Source organism: Volucribacter amazonae (genome assembly GCF_029783845.1).
Classification (GTDB): Bacteria; Pseudomonadota; Gammaproteobacteria; order Enterobacterales; family Pasteurellaceae; genus Volucribacter; species Volucribacter amazonae.
In genome coordinates, this window is record NZ_LWID01000001.1 from 564,617 (window position 1) to 587,432 (window position 22,816).

Annotated in this window: 19 protein-coding genes; 5 read left to right on the forward strand and 14 right to left on the reverse strand. The window is 38.0% G+C overall.

Annotated elements, in window-relative coordinates; translation table 11 throughout:
* Window positions 1-127 precede the first annotated feature (127 nt).
* The 7 genes from dnaE to mdh all read right to left on the reverse strand — a co-directional run bounded on the left by dnaE (window position 128) and on the right by mdh (window position 8,898).
* Window positions 128-3,604 (reverse strand): DNA polymerase III subunit alpha, encoded by a 3,477-nt coding sequence (gene dnaE / locus A6A20_RS02945; RefSeq protein WP_279572069.1) that lies wholly within the window; start codon window positions 3,602-3,604, stop codon window positions 128-130.
* A 107-nt stretch (window positions 3,605-3,711) separates the two neighbouring features.
* On the reverse strand, window positions 3,712-4,974 hold the full coding sequence (gene rho, locus A6A20_RS02950; RefSeq protein ID WP_279572070.1) for a transcription termination factor Rho: 1,263 nt from the start codon (window positions 4,972-4,974) through the stop codon (window positions 3,712-3,714).
* A gap of 285 nt (window positions 4,975-5,259) precedes the next feature.
* Complete coding sequence (yciH, locus tag A6A20_RS02955; protein ID WP_279572071.1) at window positions 5,260-5,580, reverse strand: stress response translation initiation inhibitor YciH; 321 nt, start codon at window positions 5,578-5,580, stop codon at window positions 5,260-5,262.
* Between the two features lie 17 nt (window positions 5,581-5,597).
* Complete coding sequence (gene pyrF, locus A6A20_RS02960; protein ID WP_279572072.1) at window positions 5,598-6,290, reverse strand: orotidine-5'-phosphate decarboxylase; 693 nt, start codon at window positions 6,288-6,290, stop codon at window positions 5,598-5,600.
* A gap of 21 nt (window positions 6,291-6,311) precedes the next feature.
* Window positions 6,312-7,499 carry a lipopolysaccharide assembly protein LapB gene (gene lapB / locus A6A20_RS02965; protein WP_279572073.1) on the reverse strand — a complete coding sequence of 396 codons (1,188 nt, stop codon included), beginning with the start codon at window positions 7,497-7,499 and terminating at the stop codon, window positions 6,312-6,314.
* Between the two features lies 1 nt (window position 7,500).
* Entirely contained in the window at window positions 7,501-7,791 is a 291-nt protein-coding gene (locus A6A20_RS02970; RefSeq protein ID WP_279572074.1) for a LapA family protein, read from the reverse strand.
* A 171-nt stretch (window positions 7,792-7,962) separates the two neighbouring features.
* Window positions 7,963-8,898 carry a malate dehydrogenase gene (gene mdh, locus A6A20_RS02975; RefSeq protein WP_279572075.1) on the reverse strand — a complete coding sequence of 312 codons (936 nt, stop codon included), beginning with the start codon at window positions 8,896-8,898 and terminating at the stop codon, window positions 7,963-7,965.
* Between the two features lie 218 nt (window positions 8,899-9,116).
* Between mdh and argR the strand changes: the two genes are divergently transcribed.
* The 3 genes from argR (at window position 9,117) to der (ending at window position 12,150) form a co-directional block, all read left to right on the forward strand.
* On the forward strand, window positions 9,117-9,581 hold the full coding sequence (gene argR, locus A6A20_RS02980) for a transcriptional regulator ArgR (protein ID WP_279572076.1): 465 nt from the start codon (window positions 9,117-9,119) through the stop codon (window positions 9,579-9,581).
* Between the two features lie 9 nt (window positions 9,582-9,590).
* On the forward strand, window positions 9,591-10,484 hold the full coding sequence (locus A6A20_RS02985; RefSeq protein ID WP_279572077.1) for a TIGR01777 family oxidoreductase: 894 nt from the start codon (window positions 9,591-9,593) through the stop codon (window positions 10,482-10,484).
* 136 nt (window positions 10,485-10,620) lie between these two features.
* Entirely contained in the window at window positions 10,621-12,150 is a 1,530-nt protein-coding gene (gene der / locus A6A20_RS02990) for a ribosome biogenesis GTPase Der (RefSeq protein WP_279572078.1), read from the forward strand.
* Between the two features lie 301 nt (window positions 12,151-12,451).
* Here der and A6A20_RS02995 read toward each other — a convergent pair whose 3' ends face one another.
* The gene (locus tag A6A20_RS02995) at window positions 12,452-13,054 is read right to left on the reverse strand and encodes a peroxiredoxin C (protein ID WP_279572079.1); all 603 of its coding nucleotides are present in this window, start codon (window positions 13,052-13,054) and stop codon (window positions 12,452-12,454) included.
* Window positions 13,055-13,205: 151 nt separating this feature from the next.
* Between A6A20_RS02995 and metC the strand changes: the two genes are divergently transcribed.
* Complete coding sequence (gene metC, locus A6A20_RS03000; RefSeq protein ID WP_279572080.1) at window positions 13,206-14,405, forward strand: cystathionine beta-lyase; 1,200 nt, start codon at window positions 13,206-13,208, stop codon at window positions 14,403-14,405.
* A gap of 60 nt (window positions 14,406-14,465) precedes the next feature.
* Here the strand turns inward: metC and ybaL are convergent, their stop codons facing one another.
* A complete protein-coding gene (gene ybaL, locus A6A20_RS03005; RefSeq protein WP_279572081.1) occupies window positions 14,466-16,190 on the reverse strand; it encodes a YbaL family putative K(+) efflux transporter in 1,725 nt (574 codons plus the stop codon).
* A 310-nt stretch (window positions 16,191-16,500) separates the two neighbouring features.
* Here ybaL and grxB point away from each other — a divergent pair, with 310 nt between their 5' ends.
* The gene (gene grxB / locus A6A20_RS03010; protein ID WP_279572082.1) at window positions 16,501-17,151 is read left to right on the forward strand and encodes a glutaredoxin 2; all 651 of its coding nucleotides are present in this window, start codon (window positions 16,501-16,503) and stop codon (window positions 17,149-17,151) included.
* Window positions 17,152-17,249: 98 nt separating this feature from the next.
* Here grxB and uvrC read toward each other — a convergent pair whose 3' ends face one another.
* The 5 genes from uvrC to msbA are packed head-to-tail and all read right to left on the reverse strand — an operon-like array spanning window position 17,250 to window position 22,778.
* A complete protein-coding gene (gene uvrC / locus A6A20_RS03015) occupies window positions 17,250-19,076 on the reverse strand; it encodes an excinuclease ABC subunit UvrC (protein WP_279572083.1) in 1,827 nt (608 codons plus the stop codon).
* Between the two features lie 9 nt (window positions 19,077-19,085).
* Window positions 19,086-19,868 carry a 3-deoxy-manno-octulosonate cytidylyltransferase gene (gene kdsB, locus A6A20_RS03020; protein ID WP_279572084.1) on the reverse strand — a complete coding sequence of 261 codons (783 nt, stop codon included), beginning with the start codon at window positions 19,866-19,868 and terminating at the stop codon, window positions 19,086-19,088.
* Entirely contained in the window at window positions 19,868-20,053 is a 186-nt protein-coding gene (locus A6A20_RS03025; protein WP_279572085.1) for a Trm112 family protein, read from the reverse strand. Before A6A20_RS03025 ends, kdsB begins: the two co-directional genes overlap by 1 nt.
* Complete coding sequence (lpxK, locus tag A6A20_RS03030; RefSeq protein ID WP_279572086.1) at window positions 20,050-21,024, reverse strand: tetraacyldisaccharide 4'-kinase; 975 nt, start codon at window positions 21,022-21,024, stop codon at window positions 20,050-20,052. The genes A6A20_RS03025 and lpxK overlap by 4 nt, the downstream gene beginning before the upstream one ends.
* Window positions 21,024-22,778: a lipid A ABC transporter ATP-binding protein/permease MsbA gene (gene msbA, locus A6A20_RS03035; protein WP_279572087.1), complete on the reverse strand. Its 1,755-nt coding sequence runs from the start codon at window positions 22,776-22,778 to the stop codon at window positions 21,024-21,026. Before msbA ends, lpxK begins: the two co-directional genes overlap by 1 nt.
* Window positions 22,779-22,816: the final 38 nt, after the last annotated feature.

The following is a 22,816-nucleotide window of genomic DNA, read 5'->3' on the forward strand; positions in this document are numbered from 1 at the left end:
AGTACGGCGAGGTGTGCCAACCCTGTATTATTTTAAAGTGGGACGACTATAAAAAGGAAATAGACAAAAACCTTATTAATCTATTACCCTTAATACTGTTATATCCTAAAAAAATATCCTCAATCATTTATTCAAACTCTAATTCAACCGAATTTTCGCCCAACATATTTTCCAACTGAGTAAGCAGTTCATCAGTAGGGCGAATATACCATTGAATCCCTAGTTTGATTAAAGCTCTCCCCTGTGAACTTTGATAATAAATATGGATAGGTAATGTTCCCTCGCTATAAGGTTGAATAATGGATTTAAATTGTTTAATAAACGCTGGGGTAATTTGCTGTTCAGTAAGACAAATAGCTAAACTTTTTGCATAACGACTACGAGCTTCATCAAGGGTCATCAATTCTCGCACAGTCATTTTTAAGCCTTGCGTAAAATCATCAAAACTCACTTGCCCTGTGGCAATGACTACCGTATCTTTTTGCAATTTTTCGGCAAAATTATCAAGAGCTTCGCCAAAAAGGGTAATATCTAATCGTCCTGAACGGTCATCAAGAGTAGCAATACCTAATCGGTTACCTTTTTTCGTAACAGCAAAGCGAACATTCACTAACAACCCACTCACTGTGGTTAATTGTCCACGATAGTTCGGTACTAAATCTTTTAGACGCACAGGGCTATAATGAGAAAGTTCTTTGAGCAAACGGCTAATAGGGTGATTGGTAAAATATAAACCGAGGGTTTCTCGTTCGCCGTCTAAAATCACTTTCTCCGACCATTTTGGTGTATGAGCATAAGCAATTTCAACGTCTTCTGGGGATTCCGTTAATACACCAAACATATCCTGTTGCCCAATGGCGGCATCTTTAGCATGTTGATCTGAGGCTTTTAACGCATCTTCCAAATTTTTGGATAACGCCGCACGATGCGGTCCTAATTTATCAAAAGCCCCTGATAAAATAAGATTTTCAAAGGTGCGACGATTAATTTTTTTCAGATCAATTCTAGCACAAAGATCAAATAAATCCTTAAATACACCGCCCTTTTCACGAGCGGTAATCAATTCTTCAATCGGCCCTTCGCCAACCCCTTTAATTGCCCCAATACCATAGACAATTTCGCCATTATCGTTGACACTAAAATGATACTTTCCACGATTAATATCTGGCGGTAACACCTTAAGGTTCATACGCAAACATTCATCATACAGCCCCACAATTTTTTCAGTATTGTGCATTTCCGAGGTCATCACTGCCGCCATAAATTCCGCAGGATAATGGGCTTTTAGCCATAAGGTTTGATAAGATACCAAGGCATAAGCCGCCGAGTGGGATTTATTAAAGCCATAACCCGCAAATTTCTCCACTAAGTCAAAGATTTTCATGGCAAGATTGCCGTCTATGCCATTCTTGACTGCCCCCTCTTCAAAAACAGAACGTTGCTTTGCCATTTCCTCTGGCTTTTTCTTACCCATAGCTCGGCGTAATAAATCCGCTCCGCCAAGAGTATAACCCGCTAGCACCTGAGCAATTTGCATCACTTGCTCTTGATATAAAATAATACCATAAGTAGGTTCAAGAATGGGCTGTAACGATGGATGTTGATATTCCGCATCAGGATAAGAAATTTCTTCCTCGCCATGTTTACGGCGAATAAAATTATCCACCATACCTGATTGCAATGGACCCGGGCGAAATAATGCCACCAACGCGATAATATCCTCAAAGCAGTCTGGTTTTAACCTCTTAATCAAATCTTTCATACCACGAGATTCTAGTTGGAATACCGCCGTTGTTTCCGCATTTAATAATAATTTAAAGGATTCTTCATCATCTAATGCAATGGCATTAATATCCACTAAGGGCTTGCCCTCTTTGCTTAAGCGTTCATTCACCATATCCAATGCCCATTTGATAATGGTTAAGGTACGCAAGCCCAAGAAGTCAAACTTGACCAATCCTGCATATTCCACATCATTTTTATCAAAATGGGTAACGGGGTGTTTGCCCTCTGCATCACAATAAATTGGCGAGAAATCAGTAATGGTTGTCGGCGAAATTACCACGCCTCCAGCGTGTTTACCCGCATTACGCACCACGCCTTCGAGCTTTCTTGCCATATCAATCAATTCTTTGATTTCTTCGTCCGAATCATACACCACTTGTAACTGAGGTTCGGCATCAAAGGCTTTTGCCAATGTCATACCAGGGTCAGCTGGCACTAATTTGGCAATGCGATCCACAAAACCATAAGGGTGGCTCAATACACGTCCTACATCACGAATTACCGCTTTCGCCGCCATTGTACCAAAGGTAATAATTTGTGATACGGCATCACGTCCATACATTTCAGCAACGTGTTCAATTACCCTATCACGTCCGTCCATACAGAAATCTACGTCAAAATCAGGCATTGAAACCCGTTCTGGATTTAAGAAACGCTCAAAAAGCAAATCAAATTCAAGGGGATCTAAATCGGTAATTTTTAAGGCATAAGCCACCAAAGATCCTGCTCCCGAACCACGCCCGGGGCCAACTGGAATATCATTATCTTTTGACCATTGAATAAATTCCATTACGATCAAAAAGTAGCCCGGAAAACCCATTTGATTGATTACATCAAGTTCTACTTGTAAACGATCATCATATTCTTTTCGTCTTGCTAACCGCTCTTTTTCATCAGGAAATAAAAACGCCAAACGCTGTTCTAACCCCTCACGCGATTTTTTAATTAAAAACTCCTCTGTGGTTAGCTCGCCAGTGGGGAATTTCGGTAAAAAATATTCCCCTAGACGAATAGTAACATTACAGCGTTGTGCAATCAGCAAGGTATTTTCTAATGCCGAGGGAATATCGGCAAAAAGCTGGCACATCTCCTGTTCAGAGCGAAAATATTGCTGATTGCTATATAACTTAGGACGCTTTGGATCATCAAGGGTAAAGCCATCGTGAATAGCCACCCGAATTTCGTGCGCTTCAAAATCCTCCGATTGCAAAAAACACACATCATTGGTTGCCACTACGGGTAATTGATGCTGTTTAGCTAAGGCTAATGCCTCTTGAATATAGATTTCTTCTTCTGGCCGACCTGTACGCGTTAAGCTCAAATAAAAATGTTCTGGAAAAAATTCTTGATAAAAATCCACCGCACTTTGCACATCTTGAGGGTTATTCTTCAATAATTTTTTACCCACGTCCCCCATTCGTCCGCCAGATAAAATAATAATCCCCTCACGGTGTTGCACTAACCACTGCTGATCAATATAAGGCAAATCCGTATAACCACGCTGATAAGCCTTAGACAGCAACATAATAATATTTTGATAGCCCTGATTATTTTTTGCCAGCAAAGTTAATTCAAATCGCTCATCGCCTAATAATTCACTTTTGACTAGTACATCGGTACCAATAATGGGTTTAATCCCAGCTGATAAAGCCTCGCCATAAAAACGAACTAAGCCACAAAAATTGGTAAAATCCGTTAATGCCATTGCGACCATATTATTTTCTACACAGGTTTTTACCAAAGGTTTCACTTTGGTAATACCATTAACCATAGAAAAATCACTATGTACACGCAAATGAACAAAACGCGGTTGAGCCATAACAAATCCTTGATAAATAAAAAAGTGCGGTCTATTTTAGCGAAATTTTTTATAACAAAAAAGCGGAAACAAAATGGGCGAGAAGCTCGCCCATTGAAGAAAAGAAATTAAGAACGTTTCATGATTTCAAAAAATTCATCATTGGTTTTCGCCATCATTAACTTATCAATTAAGAATTCAATGGCTTCCACTTCACCCATAGGATTAAGAATTTTACGTAAGATCCACATTTTTTGTAATTCTTCTGGAGTGGTAAGCAGATCTTCTTTACGTGTGCCTGACGGATTGAAATCAATGGCAGGGAACACACGTTTTTCAGCGATTTTACGCGAAAGATGCAATTCCATATTCCCCGTACCTTTAAACTCTTCAAAGATCACTTCGTCCATTTTTGAACCAGTATCCACCAAAGCAGTGGCAATAATGGTCAAGCTACCGCCCTCTTCCACATTACGCGCAGCCCCAAAGAAACGCTTAGGACGATGCAAGGCATTAGCATCAACCCCACCAGATAAAATTTTCCCAGAAGCTGGCGTAACCGTATTATAGGCACGAGCCAAACGCGTAATAGAGTCTAATAAAATGACAACATCTTTTTTATGCTCCACTAAACGCTTGGCTTTCTCAATCACCATTTCTGCTACTTGTACATGGCGAGAAGCAGGTTCATCAAAAGTAGAAGCAATCACTTCCCCTTTCACTGAACGTTGCATTTCCGTTACTTCCTCAGGACGTTCATCGATCAGTAATACCATTAGCACACATTCTGGATAATTATGGGTAATGCTCTGAGCGATATTTTGAATTAACATGGTTTTACCTGCTTTAGGGGGAGCAACAATCAAACCACGTTGTCCTTTACCAATCGGCGAAGCTAAATCTAAAATACGAGCAGTTAAATCTTCCGTTGAACCATTACCTCGCTCCATACGCAAGCGGTCATTAGCATGTAATGGGGTTAAGTTTTCAAAAAGGATTTTACTACGGGAAACTTCTGGACGGTCATCATTAACCCGATCCACTTTTAATAAGGCAAAATAACGTTCCCCTTCTTTCGGCGGGCGAATTTTACCTTCAATGGTATCGCCAGTACGCAAATTAAAACGGCGAATTTGGCTTGGCGATACATAAATATCATCAGGTCCTGCTAAATAAGAACTATCACTTGAACGCAGGAAACCAAAACCATCAGGCAAAATTTCCAACACACCTTGCCCAAAAATGTCTTCACCACTTTGAGCATGTTGTTTTAAAATCGCAAAAATAATGTCTTGTTTACGTAAACGAGCTAAATTTTCCAAGCCCATTTGTTCTTCACCAATTTTCACAAGATCAGGAACTGGTGTATTTTTTAATTCTGTAAGATTCATAATTGAGGGTTATTGAGTTGATTAATGATTGTTAATATAAAGAATTGGTTAGGTAAGTTTTTAACTGGGCTAAAGTTACCATTAATTACCCACGCTGTCCAGTTTTTATCATCATAAAAAATAAAATATTATTATAAATTAATCAAAATTGGCAACTTGAATAAAATACAAGCAAAAAATTAAATATGATTTAATAAATACACTGTGGTACTTATAAAATTCTATTGCTACTCATTATAATTGCCCCTTATATAGGGGCAAATACACATTGCACTCAAGTAAAAATTAACCACCAGCCAATTTTACCTTAAAGCCTTTTTGTTCTAAGAGCTGTTTTAAAAGCTCACGCTTTTCCCCTTGAATTTCTATGTTAAAACCTTTTACTGCACCACCGCAACCACAACGCTTTTTCAACTCGGAAGCCAGTTTTTGCAATTCCGTTTCATTTAAATCTAGCCCTGTAATCACACTCACGCCATTGCCTTTTCGTCCACTTACTTGACGTTGAATTCGCACAATACCGTCCGTTTTCGGTTTTTCTGGCTGAGGTTTTTGCGCTTTTATCCTGCCTGTTTGCGTAGAATAAACTAACTCATTAGTCATCATTATCCCTTTATAGTAAGTTAATTTAACGATTGGTTAATTTTCTTCAATACCGCAACAGGATCCGTTGATTGAGTAATAGGACGTCCAATCACTAAATAATCCGAACCAGCTTGAATTGCCTCTAATGGGGTCATAACACGCCGTTGATCGGCAAAATCACTTCCCTCAGGGCGAATACCGGGGGTAACCAATTTAAAATCTGCGCCACATTGTTCACGCAAAATCGCCACTTCTTGTGGTGAACAAACTACACCATCTAATTCAGCTCGCTGACATAATCTGGCTAAACGAATGACTTGCTCCATCGGCGAGGTATTGATACCAATTTGCAATAAATCCACATCTTCCATACTGGTTAATACGGTTACAGCAATTAATAACGGTGCATCTTTACCATAAGGCTCTAGAATTTTTTTTGCGGTTTCCATCATTCGCAAACCACCACTCGCATGTAAATCAACCATCCAAACACCTAAATCTGCCGCAGAACGTACCGCTCTTGCCACTGTATTTGGAATATCATGATATTTTAAATCTAAAAAAACCTGAAAATGACGTTTATGTAGTTGTTTAATGAACTCTGTACCTAAAGTAGTAAACATTTCTTTGCCAACTTTTAAGCGACATAAACTTGGATCGATTTGATCAACAAGCGCTAAGGCTTCACGTTCTGTTTCATAATCTAACGCAACAATAATTTTGCTCGACATAATTTACCCCGTTGTTTAAGACTAATTTTCAATAGTTTGTACTGGTTTAATGGTTTCCCACTGACGACAAGATGGACAATACCACATCAATTTATGGCTACGATAACCGCAATTCGTACAATGATAAGCAAAATTTTGTCTAATTCGCTCATTTACCATATTATGCAATAAAATCAAACTTTCCTTACCACTTCCTGCTTCTGCTTCATCAATTTGATATTGGATAAAGCGGTAAAATAAATTCATACTTGGTAAACGACTAAGCTGTTGATAAAGTTTTGCTTGAGCGGCCGATTTTCCATCTTTAGCTTCAATTAAATCTGTTAAGGCGAGTATGACATCACTGTTCGCACATTGTTGACTTGCTCGGATAAGAAATAACTCAAAATTATCAATTTGCTGTAACTGCTGGTAACAGGATTTTAACTCCTCTAAAACTTCACCAATATAAGCTGAATTTTGCGATAAAATTTTTTCAAAATATTGTACCGCACTTTGATAATCTCGCTGATTAATGGCTAATTTCGCCAATAATATTGAGGCTCTTGCGCAACTATTTGACACATTCAACGCCTCTAACAATAACTTTTCCGCTTGTTCAGGTGCTGATTCAAATAAACTAAAAGCATATTCGCAATAATAATGTGCAAGCTCAATATTATTTTGTTTAGGGGCAATAATAGCAAGTTTTTCCGCCACATTAATGGCTTTTTCCCACTCTTTAGTTTTTTGATAAATACGCGCTAATTGTTGTAACGCACCTTCAGCAAAATCTGGTTCATCAACTAATAAAATATACAAATTTTCGGCTCGATCATAAAACCCTACGGTCAAAAAATCCTTAGCAAGCTGTTGCTTGGCTAATAATTTTTGTTCAAAGCTATAATCTGGGCTACGATCCAAGGCTTGATGAATACGTAATGCACGATCTACTTCACCACGAGAACGAAATAAGTTACCTAAAGTCAGCTCAGCCTCAAAACGAGAGCCTGTATCAATTTCATTTTCTGATTGTTGCTTTTGCAACATAGCCAAAAAGAGATCAACTGCTTTTTCCTGTTGATTTGAAAGTAAAAGGTTTACCCCCGTTACATAATCTCGAGAAATTTTATTACTAATATCTTCCTGATCCTTTTTTGCACTACGATGCCCCATATACCAACCATAAGCCACCGCTATTGGCAAAAGCAGAAACAGCAATTCAAGCATATTATTCAGCCTTGCGCACAGGAGTTAATTCACTAATTTGTTGGGCTTGACGTTTAACTTGACGTTGTAGGCTAATATTTTTGAATTTTAATTTGAGATAGAAAAAACCTGTAATTAACCAACCAAGAATTAATCCCAAACCAAATAACAAGGCAACCAGTGTTGATAACTGGAACTGTTGTTGCGCAATAAGATAGTTAAAACTGATCACTTGATCATTGTTAGCCCCAATAGTAACAGCAACTAAAACAATAGCTAAAACAATAATCAATCCTAAAATATACTTTAACATTGGTCTTTCACCCCTTAATCCAAAACTACGCCATTCATTATGCCAAAAATACACCATAGGTTATAGCAAAATTTTTTAGAAAAATAAAATACGTATGATATAACACATAAAATAAAGCATATAAAAGGCGAATATTTCATTCGCCTTATTAACAAAAAAACCGTCAATGTATTATTGATTAACGAAATTCTCGCCTAATTCAATATCTGCTCGCAATGTGGCTAACATATTTTCTAAAGCTGTTTGCTCAAATGTACTTAATGAACCAACTGGTAAAATTTCTTCTACCCCTTCTTTACCTAAACGCACAGGTTGAGCAAAGAAACGGGCATATTCGCCATTACCTTCCACATAGGTACATTCAACAACAGACTCACCACTTAAGCCTTTCACTAAAGAACGAGCAAAACGTGCGGCGGCTTGAGCCATTGACAAGGTGGCAGATCCCCCGCCAGCCTTGGCTTCTACTACTTCTGTTCCAGCATTTTGAATACGCTGAGTTAATGCGGATACTTCTTCATCGCTCCAATTTACACCATTCACTTGGGATAATAATGGTAAAATTGTAACACCTGAATGCCCGCCAATAACAGGTACATTTACCTTATCAATATCCAACCCTTTAAGCTCAGCCACAAAAGTTTCCGAACGCAATACATCTAAAGTCGTTACGCCAAACAATTTACGTTTATCATAGACCCCTGCTTTTTTCAACACTTCAGCCGCAATAGCAACAGTCGTATTCACAGGATTGGTAATAATCCCCACACAGGCTTTTGGGCAAACCGTTGCAATTTTTTCCACTAAATTACGTACAATTCCCGCATTAATGTTAAATAAATCGGAACGATCCATGCCTGGCTTTCTTGCTACTCCAGCAGAAATTAACACCACATCAGCACCTTGTAATGCTGGTGTTGGATCTTCGCCTGCAAACCCCACGACCTTTACTGCGGTAGGAATATGACTCACATCAGCCGCAACCCCCGGTGTAATAGGGGCAATATCGTATAAAGATAATTCTGAACCTGATGGTAATTGTAATTTTAATAATAATGCTAATGCTTGACCAATACCACCTGCGGCACCTAAAACGGCAACTTTCATAGAAGACTCCTTTAATAATTAATCATTAAGACACACAGGGTTATAGTGTAAAATGGCAAGCAATGAAATTCAACGAGATTAATTCAATATTGCGATCTAGTGCAAATTTTCGCAATAATTTTTTCTTTACTAGGCAAAATTTTTAACTTTTTATTGCTATTTTCTGCATTTTTATGCAAAATTTATGCACTTTTGATTAATAGAACTTGGCTAATTTTATGTCAGATAAACTTGATAATCTACAAACGGCATTTAAACATTTATTATCTCAACAACGTTTTGGCTCACAAAGCGAAATCGTCAATGCTTTACAGGAACTTGGTTTTAGCCAAATTAATCAATCCAAAGTTTCACGTATGCTAACCAAATTTGGCGCTGTACGCACCCGTAATAGCCGTATGGAAATGGTCTATTGTTTACCCGCTGAACTTAGTGTCCCCAATACCAGTAGCCCATTAAAAAATCTTGTATTGGATATTGACTATAATGCCATGTTAATTGTAGTAAAAACCACCCCGGGTGCCGCTCAATTAATTGCCCGTTTATTAGATTCATTAGGCAAAACTGATGGTATTTTAGGTACAATCGCTGGCGATGATACCATTTTCATTACGCCAACTAAAGAAACAAAAATAGAGCAACTAATAACAAACATTCAACAGCTTTTTGATAACTCATTATAAGAAAAAATGATGAAAGTCTTTATCACTGGTGCAACAGGATTAGTTGGGCAACAGCTTACTAAACGCTTACTCCAACAACAATATCAAATCACAATATTGACACGCTCAGCCCAAAGAGCCAAACAATTATTTGCCGATAAAGTGAGCATTTGCACCAATCTCACTGATTATCAAAACTTTAATACTTTTGATGCCATTATTAATTTAGCAGGCGAACCTATTTTTCAACATTATTGGACAAATAAGCAAAAACAAAAATTAACTGATAGTCGTGTTCAACTCACACAACAATTAGTACAACGCATTAATCAAAGCCAAACACCACCTCATACATTTATATCAGGATCAGCAATGGGTTACTATGGGGATTGTGGTCAACAAAAAATAGATGAAAACACCAAAAATGGCGATCAATTCCCCGCTCGACTTTGCCTACAATGGGAACAAACAGCTTGCAATGCCCAAACACGAGTATGCTTACTACGAACAGGCATTGTACTAGCAAAACAAGGCGGTGCATTAAAAGCAATGCTCCCTCTCTATCGTGCTGGCTTGGCAGGCAAACTAGGTAACGGAAAACAATATTGGGCTTGGATCAGCCTTGAAGATATGGTCAATGGTATTCTTTTTCTATTACATAATCCCAACTGCCAAGGCAGTTTTAATATGGTTTCACCTTATCCCGTAACCAATCAAGAATTTAATCGTATATTAGCCCAATTCGTCAAACGCCCAGCAATAATAACCGTACCTCGTTGCTTACTAACATTGCTCTTAGGCGAACGTGCACAATTATTATTAGATAGCCAAAAAGCTTATCCCATGAAATTGCTATCCATGGGATTTCAATTTAGTTATCCTAAATTGAAATTAGCATTACCAAAAATTTTGGCGAAAGATTAAAAAATACAAAACATTTTCTACGATTTATCAAATTTGAGCTTACCGCCATAATTGGATTTCCAACATTAGGTTATATCGTCCCCCACAAATTTCCGCTATAATAAGCAAATTTTGACAAAGTAATTGAGGTTTTTTTATGACTCCTGTTGTTGCATTAGTTGGGCGACCTAATGTGGGAAAATCCACGTTATTTAACCGTTTAACCCGAACTCGAGATGCGTTAGTGGCTGATTTCCCTGGATTAACCCGAGATCGTAAATATGGGCAAGCACATATTGCAGGTTATGATTTTATTGTGATAGATACAGGGGGCATTGATGGCTCAGAACAAGGTGTCGAAGAGAAAATGGCTGAACAATCGTTATTAGCGATTGAAGAGGCTGACGTAGTGCTATTTTTAGTGGACGCACGAGCAGGGCTAACTTCCGCAGATATTGGTATTGCACAATATTTACGCCAACGGCAACAAAAGAAAACTGTCTTAGTGGCGAACAAAACTGATGGCATTGATGCTGACTCACATTGTGCTGAATTTTATCAATTAGCCTTAGGAGAAGTAGTACAAATCGCTGCCTCACAAGGACGAGGAGTAAATCAATTAATGGAAAATGTGCTTGCACCATTATTTGAGCAACAAGCACAACCAACCCAAAGTGCGGTGCAAAATGAAGAAAATTTTGAACTTGCATCACAACAAGATGAATGGGAACAGGAATTTGACTTCCACAATGAGGAAGATAGCCAACTGTTAGATCAAGTCCTAGCAGATGAATATCAACATGATGAAAATAAAAATATTAAAATCGCCATTGTCGGTCGCCCCAATGTAGGCAAATCTACACTAACTAACCGTATCTTAGGGGAAGATCGTGTTGTAGTTTACGATATGCCGGGCACCACTAGAGATAGCATTTATATTCCAATGGAACGTGATGGTCAACAATATACCTTAATTGATACCGCTGGCGTGCGTAAACGTGGCAAAGTAACCTTGACCGTAGAAAAGTTTTCAGTAATAAAAACATTGCAAGCAATTCAAGATGCCAATGTCGTATTACTCACTATTGACGCACGCGAAGGCATTTCTGACCAAGATTTATCTTTATTAGGTTTTATTTTAAATGCTGGACGTTCGCTTGTGATTGTCGTCAATAAATGGGACGGCTTAGATCAAGATATTAAAGATCAAGTAAAATCAGAATTAGATCGCCGATTAGATTTTATTGATTTTGCCCGTATTCATTTTATTTCAGCTTTACATGGCAGTGGCGTAGGTAATTTATTTGAATCAATTCAAGAGGCTTATGCTTGTGCTACGCAAAAAATGACAACTTCAATGCTGACACGCATTTTACAAATGGCAACAGATGAGCATCAACCACCTATGGTAAGCGGTCGTCGTATTAAATTAAAATATGCTCACCCAGGTGGTTATAATCCCCCTATTATTGTTGTACATGGCAACCAAATTGAACGATTACCAGATTCTTATAAACGTTATTTAACCAATTATTATCGCCGCAGTCTAAAAATTATTGGTAGCCCAATTCGTTTATTGTTGCAAGAAGGCAGTAACCCTTTCGCAGGAAAGCGTAATACCTTAACCCCAACTCAGCTACGCAAACGCAAGCGATTAATGAAGTTTATTAAGAAATCCAAAAAATAGAAAGAGTTGCTATTATCAAATCTGCTGATAATATTATAGGGACTGGAATAGATTAATTCTCTATCATAACTACTAATCTAATACAGCCCCTGATTTTATATAATATATAGCCGTCCCTCTTTAAGATAATACAGCCTCGCCGTACTATCTGTACTATCTTTGGCGTACTGGCTTGTCTTATTTTAAATTGGAACGGCTCTATTAAATAGAGAAAATTTATATGTACTCAAAACAAAAAAGCCATGTTATTCAACATGGCTTTTTGTCCTAAATAAAGCTAAACTTCTTTCTTCTAATTTAATTAGAGTTTGTCTGCGTGTTGTTTTAAGTAGCTTGCTACGCCTTCAGGGTTATCTTTCATTCCCTCTTTGCCTTTTTCCCATTGTGCTGGGCAAACTTCGCCATGTTCTTCATGGAATTGTAAAGCATCAACCATACGTAACATTTCATCAATGTTACGACCTAAAGGTAGATCGTTAACCACTTGATGACGAACAACACCATGTTTATCAATTAAGAATGAAGCTCGTAATGCAACACCTGCTTCTGGGTGTTCAATACCATAGGCTTTAGCAATTTCGTGCTTAACGTCTGCAACTAAAGCATATTTAACTTCACCAATACCGCCTTTGTCTGTTGGAGTTTTACGCCAAGCATTGTGGCTAAATTGAGAGTCAATAGAAACACCAATAACTTCTACACCACGTTTAGCAAATTCTTCATAACGATGATCAAAAGCAATTAACTCTGATGGGCAAACGAAAGTAAAGTCTAATGGGTAAAAGAAAATAACAGCTGCTTTGCCTGCAACATGTCTTTTAAAATTAAAATTGTCAACGATTTCACCGTTGCCTAATACCGCTGCTGCATCAAAATCAGGGGCTTCACGTGTTACTAATACCATAGTAAAAATCTCCTCGTTAAGTTAAATATTTCTGCCGACAAAATGGCAGTGTGGATATTGTAGAGAAGATAATTTTCCTTGAATAGTTGTTTTTATCTATTAAATCAATTATTTTAATCTAATGAACGAATAGGATAAAAACGAGGTAATGATGACAAAAATAACGAATTTTTCTACCGCACTTATTCATAGTGGACGTCATAAGAGGGTTACACAAGGGAGCGTAAATCCTGTTGTACAACGTGCGTCTTCATTGATTTTTGATAATTTGGCTGACAAAAAACAGGCAACCATTAATCGTGCTAAAGGTGGATTATTTTATGGGCGGCGAGGCACATTAACCCATTTTGCCTTGCAAGAGGCAATGTGTGAATTAGAGGGAGGTGCTGGTTGTTATTTATTTCCCTGTGGAGCTGCTGCGGTAAGCAATAGTTTATTAGCCTTTGTTCGTACAGGTGATCATATTTTGATGACGGGGGCGGCTTATGAACCCACTCAAGATTTTTGTAATAAAACCTTAAAAAATTTTGGGGTAGAAACCAGTTATTATGATCCGCTTTGTGGTGAACAAATCGCTCAACTTGTTCGTCCTAATACTAAAGTGCTTTTTTTGGAAAGTCCAAGTTCGCTGACTTTTGAAGTTCCCGATATTCCAAGTATCGTTAAAAGTGTGAGATCCATTAATCCTGATATTGTAGTGATGATTGATAATACTTGGTCAGGAGGGCTTTTGTTTAACGCATTACAATATGATATTGATATTTCTATTCAAGCTGGAACAAAATATTTAGTTGGGCATTCTGATGTGATGATAGGTACTGCGGTAGCAAATGCACGTTGTTGGGATCAATTACGAGAAAATGCTTATCTTATGGGGCAAATGGTTGATGCTGATAGTGCCTATATGACAGCAAGGGGATTGCGTACCTTAGCAGTGCGCTTAAAACAGCATGAACAAAATGGTATTGCCGTAGCAAATTGGCTTGCTCAACAACCTATGGTAAAAGCGGTTTATCACCCTGCTTTGGCTAGTTGTCCGGGACATGAATATTTTAAACGGGATTTTAATGGCTCAAGTGGATTATTTTCTTTTGAATTACAGCAAAAACTTTCACAAACTCAACTTGAAGCATTTATGAATAATTTTAAATTATTTAGTATGGCTTATTCTTGGGGAGGCTATGAGTCGTTAATTTTATTTAATCAACCTGAAGAGATCGCCAAAATTCGTCCTAATATTGACCGCACTTTAAGCGGAACATTAATTCGTGTACATATTGGTTTAGAAAATGTTGATGATCTTATTGCTGATTTAGACGCAGGTTTTGCACGTTTAACTTCAACAGATTAACCTAGATAAAAACCCCATTTATTGCGAATAAATGGGGTTGGTTGTTTATGTTATGCTACCTTATTTTACCAAAATCGGTTGCTCTTCCGTTTCTGATTCAATTTGACATTCCCCCATGACGAGGCAAGATTCAAACATACTACGGGCAATTTCTCTTGGACCATGAATAACGACATCAGAACCATTTTCAAGCAAGGCTTCTTTTTCATCGCTATAAGTCGCATAAGAAATGGTTTTAATTTGTGGGTACTGCTCTTTTAAATGCTTGATAATATCAGCATTTTCATAAGCATTTGGTGTCGCAAAAATAACAAGTCTTGCGTCTTGTATTGCGGCTAAATCTAGCACACTAAAGTCTTTATCTTTTACTGTACCTAATATTGCATTAATGCCATCTTCATGCAATTTCTCCACTCTTGCACGAGAAGATTCAATTACCGCAAAATTGAGATCATTGTTTTTCATTTTATCTACAATAATGCTACCGATACGTCCTGCACCCACCAATACAATATGGTCTTGTAACACTAATGGCGATTGATGGAAATCTTCCTCAATGTCTTCTTTTTCTGGTACAGTCATTAAACTTTCTTGCTGTTCTTCAGTTTTGCTGGTGTATTTTTCTAAATAAGTAAATAGTACAGGATTAATTAAAATAGAAATAATCGATCCCGCAAGCACTAAGTTGCGTGCTTGTTCATCAAGTAAGTTAAGGGATACAGCTAAACCTGCAAGAATAAAAGCAAATTCACCAATTTGTGCCAAACTGATCGAAACAGTCAACGCCGTACGTTTTGGTTTTCTTAATAAACGTACCAATAAATATGCGGCGATAGATTTACCAAACACGATAATGATGACCGTCATTAATACAGAAATCGGCGATTGAATAAGAATACTTGGATTGAACAACATACCTACCGACACAAAGAATAATACCGCAAACGCATCACGCAATGGCAGGGTATCATTGGCGGCACGATGACTTAGTTCTGATTCATTTAAAATCATACCAGCAAAGAATGCTCCTAATGCAAAGGAAACATCAAATAAATGTACAGAACCATAAGCAATACCTAAAGCAATCGCCAATACTGAAAGGGTAAATAATTCTCTTGAACCTGTGGCTGCACTACGGGCAATTAACCAAGGAATCACACGTTTACCAATAATCAGCATTACTGCTACAAAAGCAATCACTTTACCAATGGTAATACTAAAATCCATTAGCATATCGTTAAAATTAGCATTTTCTTGTTGCAATACATCAGCAACAGCAGGTAATAATACCAATGCTAAAACCATAGCTAAGTCTTCTACAATCAACCAACCAATAGCGATTTTCCCCCGCAAGGTTTCAAGCAATTGACGTTCTTCTAAAGCTCTTAATAACACCACTGTACTTGCGGTGGATAAACAAAGACCAAAGACCAAACCACTAATGGTACTCCAACCTAAAAATACCGAGAAAATCCAACCAAAGACAATGGCGGTTAAAATTTGTAATAATGCACCAGGAATCGCTACCGCTTTAACTGATAAAAGATCCTTTAAAGAAAAATGTAATCCCACCCCAAACATCAGTAACATAACACCAATTTCTGAAAGCTCGTGAGCAATATGCAAATCGCCTTCAAATCCCGGTGTAAAAGGGCCAATTAAAATCCCCGCAAGCAAATAGCCCACTAAAGGGGAAAATTTAAAACGATTAGCAATCATACCTAACAGATAAGCAACAGCGAATCCAATGGCAATCATACTAATCAGCGGTGTAGATGTGTGCATAGAAACTCCTCTTAAACAAAAAAACTATTGAATAATGAATGATTTAGCAAAAAAGGTCAAGCATTAATAGAAAATTTATTAACCTATTTTTAATATTTTCTAACATAGTCGCAATAAAATTTATTTTTATATAAAACCTATCCAATTACTCCTCTAAGGTTTGTTCAATAAAGCAAACAATATTATATAAAATCTAATTGATTTTTTGATAAAAATTTCCACAATTTATTCCCTCATTGACTTGCAATAACCTATTAAAGTGCGGTATTTTTATTCATTATTTTTGTTAATCTCTATAAGGGGAAATCCAATGAAACTCTATGTATATGACCATTGCCCATTTTGTGTACGAGCCCGTATGATTTTTGGTTTTAAAAAGTTACCTGTTGATTTAATTATGGTACTTAATGATGATGAAAAAACGCCAGTAGATTTAATTGGTAAAAAAGCTGTTCCTATTCTCGTTACTGATGAAGGACGAGCAATGCCCGAAAGCCTTGATATTGTTCGCTATGTGGATAGCCATTATGGTGCAACAAAATGCCTTGCAGATCAGGTTAGACCAGAAATTGAAAACTGGCTAACAAAAGTAGGACAATATGTAAATTACTTATTGTTGCCCCGTTTTATTAAACTTGATTTGCCCGAATACCGAACTCAGGCCGCTATTGACTATTTTGTTAACAAAAAAACACAGACTATTGGCGATTTTGCTACACACGAAGCAAAAACCGCAGAATATTTACAACGATTAGAGCAAGATTTAGAGCAATTAGTGCCATTTATTGTTAATGAAGATGCAGCAAATGGTCATCTTTCTTATGAAGATATTCTATTATTTCCCGTACTACGTAATTTAACCTGTGTAAAAGGTTTAACTTTCCCTACAAAAATTGCTCAATACGTGGCAAATATGGCTGTTTTAAGCCGTATTGAACTTTATTATTCTAAAGCTTGTTAGAAATACCATTTGATACAAGACAGTGATTAAACTGTCTTGTATTTTAAGTGAAGATTCAAAATAACACCATATTCTATCATTTGCTCCCAAAGTGAGGTCTATTTCAAACTTTCAAAGATTTTTTCCGCTAAAGCTCTTGATATGCCTGGAACAGAGGCGATTTCATCAATACTGGCTTTTTTTACCCCTTGCATACCGCCTAAATATTTGAGTAGTGCTTGTCGCCGTTTCGCCCCCACCCCTGCAATCGTTTCTAAATTACTTTGCAGGAAATGGTTTTGTCGCTTTTTACGATGTCCGCTAATGGCGTGATGATGACTTTCATCACGAATATGTTGTATAAGGTGTAAGGCTAAACTGTCTGCTGGGAGATTAATTTCACGATCTTGTTTGCTTATAATCAAGGTTTCCAAACCAGCTTTTCGATCTACCCCTTTTGCTACGCCGATTAAGTGCGGTCGGTTTTTATCCCATTTTACCTTTAATTGAGCAAAAACCTGTAAAGCACGATTTAATTGCCCTTTTCCGCCGTCAATAAAAATCACGTCAGGAATTTTGTCGGGTTCTAAGGCTTTGTCATACCGCTTTTTCAGGGCTTGTTCCATAGCGGCATAATCATCGCCCGCTTGAATACTTGTAATATTAAAACGGCGATAATCTGACTTTAATGGACCTTCATGGTTAAATACCACGCAAGAAGCAACGGTTTGATTTCCCATGGTATGGCTAATATCAAAACATTCCATTCGCTGAATATTATCAATGCCTAATAATTGTTGTAGGGCTTGATAACGTTCTTCAAGTAAAGAAGTTTGTTTTAATTTGCTGACTAAGCTGGCTTTGACATTCATTTGGGCAAGCTGTAAGTATTTGCTTTTATCCCCTTTTACATTATCTTGAATATGTACTTTATGCCCTGCTTGCTCAGTTAATAATTGCTCTAGCATTGCCTTTTCGGGCAATTTTTGATCCACAATCACTTGATGAGGTACACTTCTGCCCTGATCCCCTTGTAAATAAAATTGCCCCACAAAGGTGGCGGTAAGTTCCGCTAAATCTGTATTTACTGGTACTTTAGGAAAATAGCTGCGATTACCTAAAATCTTGCCATGACGGATAAATAACACCTGTACACAAGCAATACCATGTTGGTAAGCCATGGCTAAAATATCCATATCATCTAGCCGTTCATTTGCCACAAATTGTTTTTCAATTACCGCTCGCACCGCTTGAATTTGATCCCTTAGACGTGCCGCTTGTTCAAATTGCAATGCTTGGCTCGCCTGTTCCATTTTATCAATTAAATGCTCTAATACTTGCTGATCTTTGCCTTGTAAAAATAGGCGAGCAAAATTCACTTGTTGGGTATATTCTTCATCACTCACATACCCTGCAACACAGGGGGCGGAACAACGTCCTATTTGATATTGTAAACAAGGGCGAGAGCGGTTGTTATAAACGGAATTTTCACATTGCCTCACCGGAAACAATTTTTGCAATAACGAGAGAGTTTCTCTTACTGCTCCGGCATGCGGATAAGGTCCAAAATATTCCCCTGCAATTTTTTTACTGCCACGATAAGCGGTAATACGTGGGTGGCGTTCTTTGGTTAATAAAATATAAGGATAGGACTTATCGTCACGCAACAAAACATTATAACGAGGTTGATACGCCTTAATAAAATTATGCTCAAGTAATAAGGCTTCGGTTTCTGATGAGGTAATGGTGATATCAATATGCCGAATGGCTGACACCAAGGCTTCGGTTTTTTTACTGGCTAAATTGGCACGAAAATAGCTAGATAGGCGTTTTTTTAAATCTTTTGCTTTACCCACATAAATAACCTGTTGTTTATCGTCATACATACGATAAACCCCAGGTTCATGGCTCACATTTTTGAGAAAGGATTTGGCATCAAACAACATAGATAATTGTTATACCGACAGATTTTTAGCCAAAATAGACCGCACTTTTGCTAAATCTTCTGCGGTATCTACCCCAACAGCAGGTTCAGCTAAGGCAAGCTCTGCATGGATTTTCTCGCCATACCATAACACTCGCAACTGTTCTAAAGACTCAATCTGTTCTAAAGCAGAGGGTTGCCATTGTACATATTGCTGAATAAAGCCTGCACGATAAGCATAAAGCCCAATATGGCGTAAATAATGCTCTGGTGGTAACGAAAGTTTGTTATCTGCTTGATTTAATTGGGCAAAATCATCACGATTCCAAGGAATTGCTGCTCGGGAAAAATATAAAACATAACCCTTGTGATCTAAAACTAATTTCACCACATTGGGGTTAAATAATTCTTCTGCCTGTTGAATTTTAACCGCTAAGGTTGCCATATTGACCTGAAATTTTTCTAAGTTTTTAGCCACTTGTTGAATAATAACAGGCGGAATTAAGGGTTCATCGCCCTGTACATTCACAATAATTTCGTCATCAGGCAAATTAAGTTGCTTAACCACTTCCGCTAATCGTTCTGTGCCAGAGTTATGTTGGGCAGAAGTCAAACATACTTCACATAAATCCTGCACTGCCTGTGCCACCTGTTGATTATCTGTCGCCACAATAACTCGTTTTGCACCTGATAATTTGGCTTTTTCCACCACATGGGCAATCATGGGTTTACCAGCAATATCTGCCAAGGGCTTCCCCGGTAAACGGGTTGAGGCATAACGAGCGGGTATTACAACGCTAAAAGATACGGACATTATTTGTTCTCCTGTTCAATATGATCTAATGGAATTGCCTGCTCCGCCAATAACACAGGAATCCCCTGTTTAATGGGGTAAGCCAAATGCTCAAAACGGCAAATCAGTTGTTGCTGTTGTTCATCATATTGCAATCGCCCTTGACAACGTGGGCAAGCAATAATTTCTAATAATTTGCTATTCATTGGTAATCCTTGATTTTTTGTTCAATTTTAGCCAATAACCCTTGAGTATCGCCCATTAATTGGGTTTCTACTGGCACATACCACCAATTTGCTTGTGCAAAGGATTGGCATTTAACCGCATCTTTTTCTGTCATCAATAAAGGGATATGTTTATCTTGTTCACTTAAATCCGTCCATTGAAAATGATGATGATCGCTAAAGGCTTGTTGCTTGATTAAATCAAGCCCTAATTGCTGTAACATTGTAAAAAAGCGTTGAGGATTGCCGATCCCTGCAATGGCAGCAACCTGCTTAAACTCGCTTAATAAACATTTTTCTTGTGTCCGTAAATTAATGGCATATTGTGGTTTAAGTTGCATCACAAACTGGCTATATGGATTGGCTTGCCCATTCGCCACCACAAAATCCACTTGTTGCAAGCGAGAAGGCAATTCACGCAAGGGACCAGCAGGCAATAAAAAACCATTACCAACTCCTAATTGACTATCCATAACCACAATTTCAATATCTCGTTGTAAGGCGTAATGTTGTAAACCATCATCGCTAATAATCACGTCTAAGGCAAACTGTTGCGTCAGTAATTCAATGCTCTGTTGCCGATTAGGGGAAATACACACAGGCACGCCTGTTCGTTGTGCTAATAATACAGGTTCATCGCCAACTAGCTCAGGCGATGAATTTGCCTGTACTAAAGCAGGAAAATCCTTGGTTTTTGCCCCATAACCACGAGAAATAATCCCCACTTGATAGCCTAACTGTTGTAAATGTTGTACCAGCCAAATGGTTAAAGGGGTTTTTCCATTACCTCCCACTGAAAGATTACCCACCACCACAATAGGCAATTTGGCACGATAAGAACGAAAACAGCCGTAGCGAAATAATTGACGGCGAATAACACTTACAAGCCAAAATAGCCCAGCTAGGGGCAAGAATAACCAAGCGAATATTGAACGAGAATACCAAAATTTCATTATGCTTTTTGACCAAATTGCATTTGATGTAATTGATGATACAAGCCATTCATCGCTAGCAAGGCTTGATGCGTTCCTCGCTCTTTCACTTCACCATGTTCAATCACAAGAATTTCATCGGCTTTTTCAATGGTTGACAAGCGATGAGCAATAACTAATACAGTACGCTCTTGCTGAATTTGCTCTAATGCTGCTTGAATGGCTCGTTCTGACTCTGTATCTAAAGCCGAGGTAGCTTCATCAAGAATTAATACTGCGGCATCACGCAATAATGCCCTTGCAATGGCTAAACGCTGACGTTGTCCCCCCGATAAACTTGCACCATTCTCGCCAATAACCGTATCTAACCCCTCTGGCAGCTTTTCAATAAATTCCATAGCATGAGCAGCTTTAGCGGCTTTAATAATATCCTCTCGGCTATATTTATCAGTGGCGGCATAAGCAATATTATTGGCAATGGTATCGTTAAATAAATGCACCTGCTGTGAAACAATGGCACAATGGGAACGTAAATTAGCTAGCCGATAATCCTGAATATTTACGCCATCTAATAAAATTTCGCCTTGTTGTACATCATAAAATCTTGGTAATAGGTTAGCAATGGTGGATTTACCTGAACCTGAACGCCCAACTAAGGCAACGGTTTTGCCTGCTTCAATCTCAAAACTCACATTAGCTAAGACAGAGATATTTTTCCCCTCATAACTAAAGCTCACTTGATTAAAGCGTACATGACCTTTTACTTTTTGTTGTTCATATTGTCCTGTATCTTTCTCTATGGGTAAATCTAAAATCGCAAATAAAGTCTGACAAGCCGCCATACCTCGCTGAAAAGAAGCATTAACATTGGTTAAAGATTTTAATGGACGCATCATTGCTAGCATAGACGAAAAGACTACCGTAAATGCCCCTGCGGTTAAATTTTGATTCATAATCTCTGGCAAGGTTGCAAGATACAATACCGCCGCTAAAGCAAAAGAGGCGATAATTTGCACCACAGGATCTGAAATGGCATCAGCTACCATCACTTTCATTCCCTTACGCCGCATATCATTGCTCACATGGCGAAATTTTTCTTCCTCAATTTTTTGCCCACCAAAAGACAACACTTCTTTATGCCCTTTTAGCATTTGTTCGGTGGTTGAGGTTAACGTCCCCATAGAATTTTGCATATTTTTCCCTAAACGGCGGAAATGCTTAGACACAATACGAATTAATACCGCAATAATTGGCCCAATAATAAAGAGGACAATAGAAAGCTGCCAACTGGTATAAATCATCACGCCTAATAAAGAAAGAATATAGGCTCCCTCTCGCACAATGGTAACTAAAGAATGGGAAGAAGAATTGGCAACCTGCTCGGAATCATAGGTAATTCTTGATAATAAAGATCCTGTGGTATTTTTATCAAAAAAACTGGCTGGCATATACATTAAATGTTTAAAAATATGACGGCGTATGGTCATCACCACTTTACCTGATACCCAAGCCAAACAATAAGTGGAAATAAAACTGGTAATTCCCCGCAATATGATTAAAAATACAACGACTACCGCCATCATACGCAAAAAGTCGGTTTCAGCCTTACCAAAACCTTCATCAAGTAAAGGTTTTAGCATAGAAATCAACCCTGCATCGGTCAACGCATTTAATATTAATGCAATGCCCGCCGCCACAATACCTAACTTAAAAGGTGCAATAATTGGCCATAAACGTTTAAATGTCTGCCATGTGGAAAAATCGTTATCCTGCATAATCACTCGTCTTTTATCAATAAATCGGCACATTGTAC